Source organism: Streptomyces sp. CA-106110 (assembly GCF_050936285.1).
GTDB lineage: Bacteria > Actinomycetota > Actinomycetes > Streptomycetales > Streptomycetaceae > Streptomyces.
This window is the reverse complement of record NZ_JBNJNB010000001.1, coordinates 854326-867136: the sequence shown is the minus strand read 5'-3', so window position 1 is coordinate 867136 and position 12811 is coordinate 854326. Positions and strand designations below refer to the sequence as shown.

The 12811-nt window shown below is 68.5% G+C and carries 12 protein-coding genes; 4 read left to right on the top strand and 8 right to left on the bottom strand.

The window, feature by feature from the left end; translation table 11 throughout:
- The first annotated feature begins 11 nt into the window (after window positions 1-11).
- Window positions 12-587, top strand: a complete 576-nt coding sequence (locus ACQEXA_RS04185; protein WP_432937135.1) for a hypothetical protein — start codon at window positions 12-14, stop codon at window positions 585-587.
- A 169-nt stretch (window positions 588-756) separates the two neighbouring features.
- On the opposite strand, the gene ACQEXA_RS04180 is transcribed toward ACQEXA_RS04185, so the two are convergent.
- The 3 genes from ACQEXA_RS04180 to ACQEXA_RS04170 all read right to left on the bottom strand — a co-directional run bounded on the left by ACQEXA_RS04180 (window position 757) and on the right by ACQEXA_RS04170 (window position 5130).
- Window positions 757-1503, bottom strand: a complete 747-nt coding sequence (locus tag ACQEXA_RS04180) for an SDR family oxidoreductase (RefSeq protein WP_432937138.1) — start codon at window positions 1501-1503, stop codon at window positions 757-759.
- Between the two features lie 114 nt (window positions 1504-1617).
- Window positions 1618-4269, bottom strand: coding sequence for a pyruvate dehydrogenase (acetyl-transferring), homodimeric type (gene aceE / locus ACQEXA_RS04175; protein WP_432937140.1), 2652 nt, complete (start codon window positions 4267-4269; stop codon window positions 1618-1620).
- Between the two features lie 120 nt (window positions 4270-4389).
- Window positions 4390-5130, bottom strand: coding sequence for an SDR family oxidoreductase (locus ACQEXA_RS04170; protein WP_433128725.1), 741 nt, complete (start codon window positions 5128-5130; stop codon window positions 4390-4392).
- A 295-nt stretch (window positions 5131-5425) separates the two neighbouring features.
- Between ACQEXA_RS04170 and ACQEXA_RS04165 the strand changes: the two genes are divergently transcribed.
- Together ACQEXA_RS04165 and ACQEXA_RS04160 are read left to right on the top strand one after the other, a co-directional pair.
- Entirely contained in the window at window positions 5426-5812 is a 387-nt protein-coding gene (locus ACQEXA_RS04165; protein WP_432939919.1) for a cupin domain-containing protein, read from the top strand.
- A 679-nt stretch (window positions 5813-6491) separates the two neighbouring features.
- Entirely contained in the window at window positions 6492-7421 is a 930-nt protein-coding gene (locus ACQEXA_RS04160) for a UTP--glucose-1-phosphate uridylyltransferase (protein ID WP_432937145.1), read from the top strand.
- 144 nt (window positions 7422-7565) lie between these two features.
- On the opposite strand, the gene ACQEXA_RS04155 is transcribed toward ACQEXA_RS04160, so the two are convergent.
- Genes ACQEXA_RS04155 through ACQEXA_RS04140 form a run of 4 tightly spaced genes read right to left on the bottom strand, consistent with a single transcriptional unit; the run spans window position 7566 to window position 10947 of the window.
- Window positions 7566-8513, bottom strand: coding sequence for a hypothetical protein (locus ACQEXA_RS04155; RefSeq protein WP_432937148.1), 948 nt, complete (start codon window positions 8511-8513; stop codon window positions 7566-7568).
- Window positions 8510-8998 carry a hypothetical protein gene (locus ACQEXA_RS04150; RefSeq protein WP_432937151.1) on the bottom strand — a complete coding sequence of 163 codons (489 nt, stop codon included), beginning with the start codon at window positions 8996-8998 and terminating at the stop codon, window positions 8510-8512. Before ACQEXA_RS04150 ends, ACQEXA_RS04155 begins: the two co-directional genes overlap by 4 nt.
- Window positions 8999-9001: 3 nt before the next feature.
- Window positions 9002-10222, bottom strand: a complete 1221-nt coding sequence (locus ACQEXA_RS04145; RefSeq protein ID WP_432937153.1) for a macrolide family glycosyltransferase — start codon at window positions 10220-10222, stop codon at window positions 9002-9004.
- Entirely contained in the window at window positions 10219-10947 is a 729-nt protein-coding gene (locus tag ACQEXA_RS04140; RefSeq protein WP_433128723.1) for a patatin-like phospholipase family protein, read from the bottom strand. The genes ACQEXA_RS04145 and ACQEXA_RS04140 overlap by 4 nt, the downstream gene beginning before the upstream one ends.
- Before the next feature lie 689 nt (window positions 10948-11636).
- Here ACQEXA_RS04140 and ACQEXA_RS04135 point away from each other — a divergent pair.
- Window positions 11637-11957 (top strand): DUF5133 domain-containing protein, encoded by a 321-nt coding sequence (locus ACQEXA_RS04135; protein WP_432937157.1) that lies wholly within the window; start codon window positions 11637-11639, stop codon window positions 11955-11957.
- A gap of 92 nt (window positions 11958-12049) precedes the next feature.
- On the opposite strand, the gene ACQEXA_RS04130 is transcribed toward ACQEXA_RS04135, so the two are convergent.
- Window positions 12050-12649, bottom strand: a complete 600-nt coding sequence (locus ACQEXA_RS04130) for a hypothetical protein (RefSeq protein ID WP_432937159.1) — start codon at window positions 12647-12649, stop codon at window positions 12050-12052.
- Window positions 12650-12811 lie beyond the last annotated feature (162 nt).

Below are 12811 nucleotides of genomic sequence, written 5' to 3'. Positions count from 1 at the left end.
AGAGGCACCTCATGCGTCTGAGAACTCGCGCGGCGGCCATCAGCGCGACAGCCATCGCGATCCTGCTGAGTGCTGCGGCGGTGGCAAGCGCCACCATCGGCAGCTGGACGTCTGCCGACAAGAGCACTGCCCAACGGCCGGCCACCGCCGCGGCGACCATCCGTCCCTGCACCATCGATGACGTTTCGTTCTACTTCGGCGGCTACACCGCGGGCACCAGTCGACGCAGCTTCGACCTGACCGTGCTCGCCCACGACGGCATCACCTGCACCCTCAAAGACACCCCGCTGATATCCCTCACCGGACCGGCGGACCAGACCAAGCCGATCCCGGTCTCCGTCAACGGGCGCGGCGGCACCCTTGTGCTCAGGCCTGACTCCCCGCTGCACACCACCGCGATCTACAACATCCCCGACGCACCCGAACACACCCTCAAGGTCAGCTCCATGACGCTGGCCATGCCCGATCACACCAGCCGCAGCACGTACTTCTTCGTGCCAGGCGTCAGCGACGTCTACCAGACGGGCGTCTCGTTCACCTCTTGGACCACCGGACTCGGCCTCGGGCAGGGCGAGGAAGCCTTCTGATGATGTGAGTCGCAGACCCGGTTGCACGGCAACCGGCGCTGTGCCCCGGGGACTTGTCACCGATGCGAAGTCGGCGTGGGACAGGAGGTCGTGGCCGCTCAATCGGTGTGACGAACCTGTGGTCGGAGCACCGTGGGGTCCCTGCCGTCGGCAGGGACCCCGGCAGGACTTACTGCTGCTGCGCGCGCCAGTCGGCGAACTTGGTCTCGGCGATGTGCGCGTCCGGACCCGGCAGGAGCGTGGCCTCCTGCAGCTTGGCACCCCAGTAGGGGGCGTGCTCGTCCGCGACCACCGTGCGGGGGTCGTCCTTGGCGGCGAGTGCCGCACGGATGAGCTCGTCGAGCTGGAACGCGTCGGGGCCCGCGACCTCCACCACCCCGTTGACCGGGGCATCGACCGCGGCGCGGCCGACGGCTGCGGCCACGTCGTCGGAGCCGATGGGCTGGATCTTGACGGGGGCCAGGCGCACGGTGTCGCCTTCGGTGGCCGCGTCGGCGATCGCCTTCATGAACTCGAAGAACTGGGTGGCGTGGACGATGGAGTAGGGGATTCCGGACGCCTTGATCAGCTCTTCCTGAGCCTGCTTGGCGCGGAAGTACCCGCTCTCCTGCAGGCGCTCGGTGCCGACCACCGACAGTGCCACATGGTGCGCCACGCCGGCCTCGGCCTCCGCCTCGAGGACGTTGGTCGTGGAGGTGCGGAAGAAGTCCATGACGGCATCGTCAGCGAACGAGGGGGAGTTGGACACGTCCACCACGACCGACGCGCCCTTCAGGGCCTCGGCCAGGCCCTCACCCGTCAGAGTGTTGACGCCAGTGGTGGGTGCGGCCACGACCGCCTCGTGCCCATGCTCGTTGAGCTTTCCGACCAGCTTGGAGCCGATGAGCCCCGTTCCACCGATCACTACTACCTTCATAACGGGTTCCTCTCAAAGATTTTCGGCCTGTACCAGGAGTGACAGGAGAGCGGTTCTCCTTGTGACGCGGTTTTCATGATTCGCTTTTGGCGCGTCATGCCGTCGGCAAGGTGGTCACCCTTGCCGGTCGTAGCGATCGCGCGCTTGGGTAACCGTGTCCGGATCGACCGCGCCGGTCCGCGCCAGCTGGTCCAGGGCGGCCACTACGACGGACTCGGCGTCGACTCCGAAGTAACGGCGCACGGCGTCGCGGGTGTCCGACAGTCCGAAGCCGTCCGTTCCCAGTGACGAGTAGTCCTGATCGACCCACTGGCTGATCTGATCGGGCACCTGTCGCATCCAGTCGCTGACCGCCAGGACGGGCCCTTGCGTACCCGACAGCGCCTCCGTCACATACGGGACGCGCTCCTCGCCCCGCCGCCGCGCCGCGTCGGCGTTCAGCGCGTCGCGGCGCAGCTCCGTCCAGGATGTCACTGACCAGACGTCAGCGTGGACATTCCACTGGGATATGAGCAGCTCCTGGGCCTTGAGCGCCCAGTGGATGGCCGTTCCGGAGGCCAGCAGCTGGATCCGCGGTCCGGCGTCGTGGGGCTCCGCCTGCCGGAACCGGTACATGCCCCGCACGATCCCCTCCTCTATCGCTGACCCGGTGGGCATGGCGGGCTGGAGCTTGGGCTCGTTGTAGACCGTCAGGTAGTAGAAGATGTCTTCGGGCTGGTCGCCGTACATCCGCCGCAGCCCTTCCTTCACGATCACCGCGATCTCGTACGCGAAGGCGGGGTCGTAGCTGACGGCGGCCGGATTCGTGGATGCCAGCAGGTGGGAGTGCCCATCGGCGTGCTGCAGTCCCTCGCCGGTCATCGTCGTACGGCCGGCTGTCGCTCCGACGACGAAGCCGCGGCCCATCTGGTCCCCCAGGGCCCAGAACTGGTCGCCGGTTCGCTGGAACCCGAACATGGCGTAGAAGATGTAGAAGGGGATCATGGGTTCGCCATGCGTGGCGTACGATGTCGCCGCGGCGGTGAACTCGGCCATGGAACCGGCCTCGGTGATGCCTTCGTCGATGAGCTGGCCGTCCTTGGCCTCCTTGTATCGAAGCAGCTGGTCGGCGTCGACCGGCTCGTAGTTCTGACCCAGCGGCGAGTAGATCCCGGCCGTCGGGAACAGGGACTCCATGCCGAACGTCCGCGCCTCGTCGGGGATGATGGGCACCCAGCGTCGCCCCGTCTCCTCGTCGCGCATCAGGTCCTTGACCAGCCGGACCAGAGCCATCGTGGTGGCCACTTCCTGCTTGCCGAAGCCCTTCCGGAGGGCTTCGAACGGGCCGGACGGTGGCTGCTTCAGGGGCTTGGCCACCACCCTGCGCACCGGGACAGGGCCTGCCAGAGCAGCACGTCGCTCACGCAGGTACTGGACCTCTTCCGAGTCCTCACCAGGGTGCCAGAACGGCACCAGATCCCCGCTCAACGCGCTGTCCGGAATGGGCAGTTCCAAGGCGTCGCGCATCTGACGGAACTGGGACATCGTCAGCTTCTTCATCTGGTGGTTGGCGTTGCGTGACTCGAAGCTCGCACCCAGCGTGTGTCCCTTCACCGTCTGGGCGAGGACGACGGTGGGTTCGCCCCGGTGCTCGACCGCGGCCCGGTAGGCGGCGTAGACCTTGAGAGGTTCGTGCCCGCCCCGGGAGTTCGCGAACAGGTCGGTGAGCTGCGCGTCACTCAGTCCGGCGGCGATGCCGGAGAGCGTATCGCCGCGGAAGAAGTGCTCGCGGATGTAGGCGGCGTCCCGGGCGGCGTAGGTCTGGAACTGGGCATCGGGTATCTCGCCCAGGCGGCGTACGAGGGAGCCGTCGGTGTCCCGCTGGAGCAAGGGGTCCCAGGCCTCGCCCCACAGGGTCTTGACCACGTTCCAGCCCGCACCGTGGAACCGGGCCTCGAGCTCCTGCACGATCTTGGAATTCGACCGCACGGGACCGTCCAGCCGCTGAAGATTGCAGTTGATGACGAAGGTGAGGTTGTCGAGACCCTCGCGGGCGGCGAGCGCCAGTGCGGCCGTCGACTCGGGTTCGTCCATCTCCCCGTCTCCCAGGAAGGCCCATACACGCGACCCGGAAGTGTCCTTGATTCCCCTGTCGTGCAGATACCGGTTGAACCTGGCCTGGTATATGGCGGAGAGGGGGCCGAGGCCCATGGAGACGGTCGGAAACTCCCACAGCCACGGCAGGCGCCTCGGGTGGGGGTACGACGGCAGGCCGTGACCGTCGGCCTCCCGGCGGAAACCGTCCAACTGCTCCTCGCGCAGCCGCCCCTCCAGGAACACCCGCGCATAGATGCCGGGCGAGGCATGCCCCTGGAAGTACAGCTGATCCCCGGAGCCGTCCCCGTCCTTGCCCTTGAAGAAGTGATTGAACCCGATCTCATAGAGCCAGGCCGCAGACGCGTAGGTCGCGATGTGGCCTCCGAGACCCAGACGGGAACCGCGGGTGACCATCGCGGCCGCGTTCCACCGGTTCAGCGCGGTGATGCGCGACTCCATGGCGAGATCGCCCGGAAAGGCCGGCTGGGACGACGCCGGGATCGTGTTGATGTAGTCCGAGGCCAGCAGTCGCGGGAGGGCCACTCCGGACCTGGCCGCGTACTCGTGCACGCGCCGCAGCAGGTACACGGCGCGCTCGGGCCCGGCATGCCTGATGACGGCCTCGAGGGAGGCCTGCCATTCCCTCGTCTCCTCGGCGTCACGGTCGGGTATCTGGTCGAGCTCACTCATCGAGGCTTTCCTGTCAAGGCGTGGGGAGGTGAAGGCGGACGGCGGCTGCGGCCAAGAGTGCGCAGGGGCGGCCGCCCGTAAGAGATGTGCCTGGTGAGGCCGCCGCCGCGTCCGCGCGCGTCAGCGCTGCGCGAGCCACGTGCTGAAGGTCGTGGGACCGATGTGGACGCCCGGTTCGGGCAGAAGCGCGCCCTTGCCCACCAGGGCGGCGAAGAGTCTGGCGCGCACATCGGTGACCACACTTCTGTCGACACCATCGGCCGCGAGGAGCTTCGCCATGAGGTCGTCGAGGTGGTACTCCTCGGGGCCGGCCACCTCGTGTGTGCCGAGCAGCGGCACCCCCACGGCGACATGCGCGACCGCGGCAGCGACGTCGTTCGTCGCCACCGGACGGACCAGTGCGGGCGCCACGTGGACCCCGTCCGGGCTGGTGTCCGCGACAGCGATGGCCTGGAGGGTCTCGAAGGTCAGCGCGGCACGCACGATCGAATGGGGGATCGGAGACTTTCGTACCTGGTACTCCTGGAGCTCTTTCGCGAGGAAGTAGCCCGACCGCAGCCGCTGGGCCCCCACCACCGACAGGGCCACGTGATGCTCCACGCCGGCCGAGGCCGCCGCAGCCAGGAGATTGGCCGTCGCAGTGCGGAAGAAATGCAGACCGGCTTCCTCGGTACGCGCTGGCGCATCGGTGACGTCCACCACCACCTCGGCCCCACGCAAGGCCTCGTCGAGACCGTTACCCGTGATCAGGTCGACGCCATGGCGACGTGAGACGGGCACGACCTGCACTCCATGGTCACGGAGCCTGGCAACCGTTCTGGAGCCGATCAATCCGGTGGCTCCTGCGACAACGACTCTCATGTGAATCCCTCCCAGAGGGCTCATCGACCCTGTGTGCGTCTGGTGACACCGAAGTCAGCCACGTGCACTACATGACAGGACTCGCACCACTGTTGTGACATCGGTGGGAGCAGTCTGAAAGCGGCGGCCTCTGTCACATATGCCGCCTGTCCTCGGTCGTCCATAAGGAACAGCCGTGCGGGGAGCCAGAAATGAAGAACGCTGTCCCCGCCAGGGCAACGATCAACGGAGGTGCACAGTGTCAACCAAGGACTCAGCGGCCGTGAGCGACGACAAGGCGCGTTCCGGGACGTGGATGACCGCGGCGAAGATGCTGCAGGACGCCAAGCCGCCCCATATCCCCGAGGGCGCCTCAGGCATGACCGTTCTGATCGAGTGGCCGCCCGGTGACCCCGGCACGCCTCCGCACCGTCACACGGGGCCGGCCTTCGGATACGTGATCGAGGGCGAGGTGCGCTTCGAACTGGAGGGAGAGCCGGAACGCATCGTCAAGGCCGGTGAGACCTTCTGGGAGCCGGGCGGAGACGTGATCCATTACCAGGACGGCAACGCCCGGGCCGATGTGCCGTGCCGGTTCGTCGTCACGATGCTCTGTGCGCCGGGCGGGCCGATGCTCACGCTGGTCGACGAGAAGGAACTGGCCGAGCGGGCCCACCTGCGTGCTCCGCGCCCCGCGAACTGACCCGTGGCTTTCTCCCGGCGAGGTCGGCGCAGCCCGAAGCAACAACGCTCCGTGGCAGGGCACAACACGCAGGAGTGCCATAACCGTCGTTTACCCTGCTGACAGTGCTGTTGGTGGCCGCAGCCCTTCACGACCTGCGCACCACGTTCTTCCGCGCAGCTGCGTGTGACGCGTGCGGACAGACGGTCTCCTGCACATCGTCATGGCCACGGCCATGTCCGCCCCGGCGCGGTGCTGGGGCGCGTGGATGCCAGCCGGCGGTCTTCCTCGCGGCCGTGGCGCTGTGGTGTCCCTTGTCGGCGATCAGTCGGCGTCACGGGCCGCGACGTGCCGCGCCGGCACGGAGTCCGGTGTCCGCCGCGGGCATGGCCGCGATGGCCTGGACGGCCCGCCCGTCGGCGAGTTCGGGACGTGAGAGCCTGGCCGGGGTCCACGCCGGTCTCTCCTTGCACACCCCAGGATCCGAACGCGTCGAACACGACCACCCGGTACGGGCAGCCCCATGGACCGGGAGCCAAACAGCCGGGCTGAAGGGGCGTCCGGCCGCCTACCGGCGGTGGGCGTTCCGGTGCCGTTCCGGGTACCGTGGCGGGCGACCACGGCGCCGGCCGCAGGCGCGGACCTGGGCGTCAACACGTGCCGTGCCGGCCGGTACGGTGCCGATCGACCGAGAGTTGTGATGTCCCCGACGATTCGCAGGGCTGTGATCCCCGCCGCTGGACTCGGATCCCGTCTGCTGCCCCTGACGAAGGCGACACCCAAGGAGATGCTGCCGGTCGGCGACAAGCCGGTCATCGAGCACACCGTGCGCGAGTTGGTGGACTCCGGCATCACCGACATCACCATCGTGGTCTCCGGCGGCAAGAGTCTCATCCAGGACCACTTCCGCCCCAACCCCGCCCTCGTCCAACAACTCCGCGCAGACGGCAAGACGGCCTACGCGGACGCGGTGGAGGAGGTCGCGGAACTGGCCGGCCAGGGCCACATCACCTACCTCGACCAGCACGGCCCGTACGGCAACGGCACCCCCGTGCTGAACGCTGCCCGTGCCTTCGGCGACGAGCCCGTGCTGGTGCTGTGGCCCGACGACGTCTTCGTGGCCGAGGTCCCCCGCGCCCAGCAGTTGATGCGCGCGTATGAGCAGACCGGCTGCCCGGTGTTGGCCCTCATACCGATGGACCCCTCCGACTCCCAGCGCTATGGCGTACCGATCGTGAAGGAAGACCTCGGGGACGGCCAACTGCGCATCACCGGCCTGGTCGAAAAGCCCGAGCCTGCTGCCGCCCCGTCGTCGTACGCGGCCATCGGCGGCTATGTCGTCACCCCCGGCATCATCGACGAACTGCGCGAGCAGACCCGCCGCTGGTACGAGCACCGGACCGGCGAGATCTACCTGACCGACGCCATCAACGCCTATGCCTCCACCCGCGCGGTGTACGGACAGGTCATCAACGGCCGCTGGTACGACACCGGCAACCCGGCCGACTACCTTGTCGCCCAGATGGCGTTCGCCCTCGCCCACCCCGAGTACGGCCCCCGTCTGCGAGGCCTGCTTGCCGGACTCGACGGCGACCGTAGTGCCGCCCTCCGGGCGGTGACCAACCCCTGACCCGCCGCTGTCGCTGTCCGTCTCGGCCGCCCGCGCCCAGCGAGCAGCCGAGAGAAGCACTCACCTCGTGGTACCTCAACGCGTTCTCGCACAGTCAGGTCCGAGGCGACCTCGGCGGCGAGCCGTGCCCGCTGCGCGCTCGGGTCAGGTCCTTCCCGGCACCGGGGTGTCTGTAGCCGCGGTCGCGCTGTGGTGGGCGCGGATGAGTGCTATCACTGTGTCGGTCGTACGGTCGAGGTAGCTGCGGCCATCGGGCAGCCGTCCCTCCGGGCTGATGTAACTACGCGGCCCGAGGTGGGTGGCAGGATCGAGCCGATGCACGGTGATCTTGCCGGCACGTCGCGCGCGGTTCCATCCGCTACGGCGGAACAACCGCCAGCGCTGCGGGAAGATCCAGGTGCCGACGCGCTCGATCCGGTCGCTCGCACTGGTGAGCCGATGCAGGTGTTCGGCACGGGTGAGGTCGTTGGCGCCGTTGTGGAACCCACCGAGTGTGATCAGTACGAGCGGGGAGCGCAGCTGGGTGTGCAGTTCGTCGACGGCGCCGGTGGCGACCTGGGCGCCGCCGCTGTAGCTGAGCAGCACCACGGGGATACCGCTGTCGGGCTGGTAGCCGGCGAGCCGGAGCTGAGTGGCGATCTGGCAGCCGACGGCCCGGTTGTAGAGGGGGCGGTACCGGTGGTCGGCGGCCACGAAGACCTGCATGACGTTGTGCAGGAACAGCAGCAGCCCGACGTGGCGGCGCAGCCACGCCCACACCGGCCGCTCGGCAAGCGGGTCGGCCAGCGGCGAGTAGGGCTGCACCTGACCCAGCACCCGCAGCTCCGGCGCCCCCGCGATCACGGCCTTGACCAGTTGGCCGCCGTCCCGAGTGTCCCGTACGCGACGTTTCCCGATGCCGTCCAGGTAGACCAGGTAGGCGGCCGGGGGACTGTCAGCGGCCGCACCGCGGGCGTAGGGCATGCCACTCGGCAGCTCGGTGGTAGGTGCCCGCCAGCCGGCGCTGTAGGCCAGCACCTCGTAGCGGGCGAGCAGGCCTTCGGCGAGCAGAGCCGGCCCGAGCACACAGGCCCAGAGCAGGAAGTCGTTCATGTGATGGACTCCGATGCTCGGGGTGCGCTGATCCTCACGACCAGTCGCCGAACGGTCTCCACAGCGAAACCAAGGCCGACCCCGGCGATGGCCACGTAGCCCGCGGCGCTCCACCAGCCGAGGCCGGTCGCCGCTGCGAGCGGGCCGGCCAGGCCGGCTCCGACCCCCACGAAGAGCAACAGGTGGAGCAGGGGTCCCAGCAACGGGAACGCAAGGACGGCAGCGAGCAGCAGTGGGGCGACCAGGCCCGCTGTCCACACCAAGTGCGCTCCGGGCGGTGGAGAGGACAGCACCACCTCGGCCAGGTTCCAGGCGGTCGCCGGCCACAGGGCGAACACGGCACCCTCGACGAGGCCGGCGGGCAGCAGCAACCCGGCCAGGAAGTTCCGCGACATGCCGGGCCGGCGAACCGCCAGAGGCAGGATGCGCCCGGCAGCCTCCGACACCCCGGCGAACAGCAGCAGGACGACAACGATGTGTGACATCGGTCAGCCTCGCTGTGACGTATCGACGAGGGCCGGCCGACCGGCCGAGCCGGCCGCCTGCAGGTACCACTCGAGTTCGTCGGCTGCGCGCCGATATCCACCCGCCTCGTGCTGGGCAGCCTGCAGGGTTGCCGCCGCTGCCCGGAACCGGGGGCCGTGGAGCAGGCGCTCGGCGAGGAAACGCACGGAAGCCGTGGAGACGTCCTGGGTACGGATCGTCAGGCCCGCGCCGAGTTCGACGACGCGACGGGCCACCATCGGCTGGTCGGCGCCCTGGGGGACCACCAACATCGGAACCGCGGCGTACATGGCTTCATTGACGCTGTTCATCCCGCCATGGGTGACGAACAGCGCCGCGCGTGCCAGCACCTCCGGTTGAGGCACGAAACGGCAGGTGAGCACGTTGGGCGGCAAGGGCCCCAGCGCGGCGGGGTCGGTCTGCCCGGTGGAGACGATCACGGTGCCGCCCAGCGGGGCGAGCGCGGTGGCGAAAGTACGCAGCAGCTGCGGGTCGCTGAACACCGTGCCCAGCGAGGCGTACAGCACCGGGTCACGCAGCCGATCGGCCGGGAACGACGGGTCGACGGGGCGGGCGCCGATGCTCGGGCCGACGAAACGGTAGGACTCGTCGAAATCCTCGACGGCAGGCTGGAACGCCCGCGAGGTGTAGACCAGATTGAGCCGCTGGCGGATGTTCACCACATCGACCAGTGGCAACTGACGCGCGTGGTAGCGGCGGTGCAATTCCCAGCGCGACCGCAGGTAGCCCTGGAGGCTGCGCGGTCGAGCCGCCGCCGCGGCCAACAATTCCCACGAGCCGCGGGTGGGACTGGGCACGTGCCGGTTGTACGCGAACATGGTGGTCGACGCTGCCGCCGGCACCTTGAGTTCGCGGGCGGCGACCGCGCCCCACAGACAGGAGCTGTCGTGGACGATCAAGTCGGGCCGGACGCGGCGCAGGTCGGTGAGGACCGCGGGTAGCAGGCGGACGGCGGTGCGTGCGAGCGCCTCGATCAACGTGACGGGCGTCGGTGGATCGGGGAGCGGCTGGTCACCTCCGGGGTAGAGGCACACCGTCGCGCCGGCGGACTCGATCTCCTCTCGGAACGCGGGCGTGGTGTGGTAGGTGACGGCGTGGCCGCGCCGAACGAGTTCGGCCACTACCGGCAGCGTCGGGTTGACGTGCCCGTGCATGGCGATGTTGAGGAACGCGATGGTACTCACAGACCGACCCCCCGTAGAGAAGAAGTGGATGCTTTGCCCGGACTGGCGGATGCCGCCGAAGGGCCATCGGCGCGGTACCGGCCCGGCCCGGTGATACGCCGCCCGTAGTCCGGTCCTGGCGGCGTCGCACCGGCACGTCGGCGCGGTTCGACGGGGCGCAATGGTGAGCTCCCCGGGCCGAGTACCACCACGCCTGCCGCCCTTTCGACGAGCGTTCGGCCGCCACGATCCACCGGGGGTGGCATCCCGGGGATGGCTGCGCCGGCCGGCGGCGCGGGCTCGAGGTCTCCGTGGTCGAGCAGCACCGGAGAGCCGGTGACCAGGTCCATGGCCACCGCGGCGAACGGGACCGACAGCTCAACTCGAGCGATCAGTCGGCGCGGACCGCGGTCGGTGAAGTTACTTACCCGTGACGACAGGTAACCGAGCGGATGCACCTCACGGCGACGCGACTGGGTCCGCACGTGGTCCAGCCGCGGCGCGGCCCTGTCGGGGTGGGCGGCCGCGATGGCCCCGTTGAGGGCACCCACCGAGGTATCGATGATCATGTCTGGCACGACACCGCGCCGCTCCAGCGCGTATCCAACCCCGACATGAGCCGCTCCGAGCGCGTCACCCGCGCCCACCACGACGGCGACGGGGCGGGGGAGTGCGCACAAGCCCGCCGACGGGCCTCCGGTCGACCAGGTCGGCGGAAGGAGACGCGTCCCCGCATCTGTCCTCATGTCCGACGCCCCGCATGGCCACGCCACTCGCCGAGTCGCCCCTGCCGAAGCCGGAACCTGCCGAAGAGGCTGGTCTCCGGCGACACGTGACCCCCATGATCCACCTCACTCATCACCCATCGGGCTCGCACCCAACCAGGACCGGACTGCGACCCAATGTGTGACACTGTTCATCAGTATGATGTGTGACATCGTCATTGAGATCGGTCAAACGCACCGCGTTCGCCGGCCGGCAGGCGCCATGGTGCCTCGCGAAATCCTTGGGCGTGGGTGGGTCGGCACCGTCCAGCTCTTCCCGGCGCCGACACCCGGCCATCTGCGGGAACGTGTGCGGAAGCCTCGACGCGGGAGCCTCAGGAACGGCAAGCATCAACTCCGCGCCGACACGCTGGTCTGCGCCGGCCGCCTTGGGCAACGTGGCCTGCGCTGCGGGTCTGTAGAAGCGTTGTCCGTCACAGACGTTGGGCCCTTCTGGTCATTCACTGCGAGGCAAGGAGCCTCGAATGCACGGACGCTGCAGCCGCCGAGCGTGACATGTCGGGACAACAACCGACCGCCGGGCAAACGGACATCCACCCATGCAGGCAAGAACTATGGAGGTACAAAAGGTGTCAGGCACCGACGCGGCGCACCCGACTCCCGCCCGTGACGGGGCACTCGACCCGAAGTTGGAAAGAAGGGGCCTGTCTGTGCCGCTCGTTCCGGATCCGAGGGTCGTCAGGGAGTTGCTCACCCGGTACGCGTCCCTGCAGATCGCGCTCGCCGAGAGCGAGAAGCCGGAATGGGCACGTGAGCTCGAGGACGTCAGCTACACGCTGTGCGTCATGACGGGAACGAGGCGTGTGCACGACGCCATAGAGGTTGCCGACGCGCTGCTCGTGGCTGGGACCGAGCGGGAGAGCGTCAGGGTGCCGGACGGCAAGCACGGTCTGCGATGGCAGTCGCCTCTGTCTGAGGAGGCCGCAACACAACGTGCGGCCTTCCCTGGACAGGGAGCAGCGGAATTTTGATGCGGTCGGCATGACGGATTGGGGCCTGGGCACGGTGCAGGTGCGTGCGGAGCTTCAGCAGCGAGTGGTGACCGAAGTCGCCTTTGGCGACGTCAGACGTCCTCGGCCCCGTTCGTGGCAGCCTCATTGCTCCGCGATGGTGTCACGGCGCTCCGCGATGGTGCCACGGCGACGAGCAACGGCATTTTGTGCAGCGGCGGAGGATCTCCCGCCAGGCCGAGCCGCTGCCAGGCCAGCCTCATCGATATCTTCAGCACCCGTCGCGCCCGCAAGATGAGCAGGACGGCGAGAGGCAGCTCAACCAGCACGGCCGAGGCGACGCTCGCCCACACGTCATCCTTTCCCCAGCTCAGGGAAATGTCGAACCAGGCATCGCAGAGGAGGAGCGTGGCTGCCACGAACGACAACGGGACCAGGACCTGGCGTCTCAACCACACCGCCACTCCCGCACCGGCCAGTGTCACGAGCAGCATCACGTCGAAGCCCACCCACACCCAGGGCCAGTGCCGGGCCTCAAAGCGATCCGGCAGCGACACCGCCAGGTAGATGGTCCACGGCACGAGCACGAGCACGCACAAGCCGAGCTGCCGTAGAACACGCCGTCGGCGGCGGAGCAGCGTGGAGCCGTCGAGTGAGAGTTCGCGGGCCGTCGTACCGGTGGGGGCGCTGGGGTTGTTCTGCTCGCTCATCATTGCCTGTTTCTGCTGACAGCTGCCGGTCCAGCAAACCGCCGGCCATGGTGAATCACCCTGCTGTCTGCACGGCACGGGGGCAACGCCTCGACGTACGGCTGCGCCGCGAAGACTGTTGACAGTCATTTGATAGTACGACGAGGTCACATCCGGTCTGGCGGA

What these genes read in the sequence shown, in the direction of transcription:
- ACQEXA_RS04185 (WP_432937135.1), top strand. Translation starts at nt 12, where the DNA reads ATGCGTCTGAGAACTCGCGCGGCGGCCATCAGCGCGACAGCCATCGCG.
- ACQEXA_RS04180 (WP_432937138.1), bottom strand. Translation starts at nt 1,503, where the DNA reads ATGAAGGTAGTAGTGATCGGTGGAACGGGGCTCATCGGCTCCAAGCTG.
- aceE (WP_432937140.1), bottom strand. Translation starts at nt 4,269, where the DNA reads ATGAGTGAGCTCGACCAGATACCCGACCGTGACGCCGAGGAGACGAGG.
- ACQEXA_RS04170 (WP_433128725.1), bottom strand. Translation starts at nt 5,130, where the DNA reads ATGAGAGTCGTTGTCGCAGGAGCCACCGGATTGATCGGCTCCAGAACG.
- ACQEXA_RS04165 (WP_432939919.1), top strand. Translation starts at nt 5,426, where the DNA reads ATGACCGCGGCGAAGATGCTGCAGGACGCCAAGCCGCCCCATATCCCC.
- ACQEXA_RS04160 (WP_432937145.1), top strand. Translation starts at nt 6,492, where the DNA reads ATGTCCCCGACGATTCGCAGGGCTGTGATCCCCGCCGCTGGACTCGGA.
- ACQEXA_RS04155 (WP_432937148.1), bottom strand. Translation starts at nt 8,513, where the DNA reads ATGAACGACTTCCTGCTCTGGGCCTGTGTGCTCGGGCCGGCTCTGCTC.
- ACQEXA_RS04150 (WP_432937151.1), bottom strand. Translation starts at nt 8,998, where the DNA reads ATGTCACACATCGTTGTCGTCCTGCTGCTGTTCGCCGGGGTGTCGGAG.
- ACQEXA_RS04140 (WP_433128723.1), bottom strand. Translation starts at nt 10,947, where the DNA reads ATGAGGACAGATGCGGGGACGCGTCTCCTTCCGCCGACCTGGTCGACC.
- ACQEXA_RS04130 (WP_432937159.1), bottom strand. Translation starts at nt 12,649, where the DNA reads ATGATGAGCGAGCAGAACAACCCCAGCGCCCCCACCGGTACGACGGCC.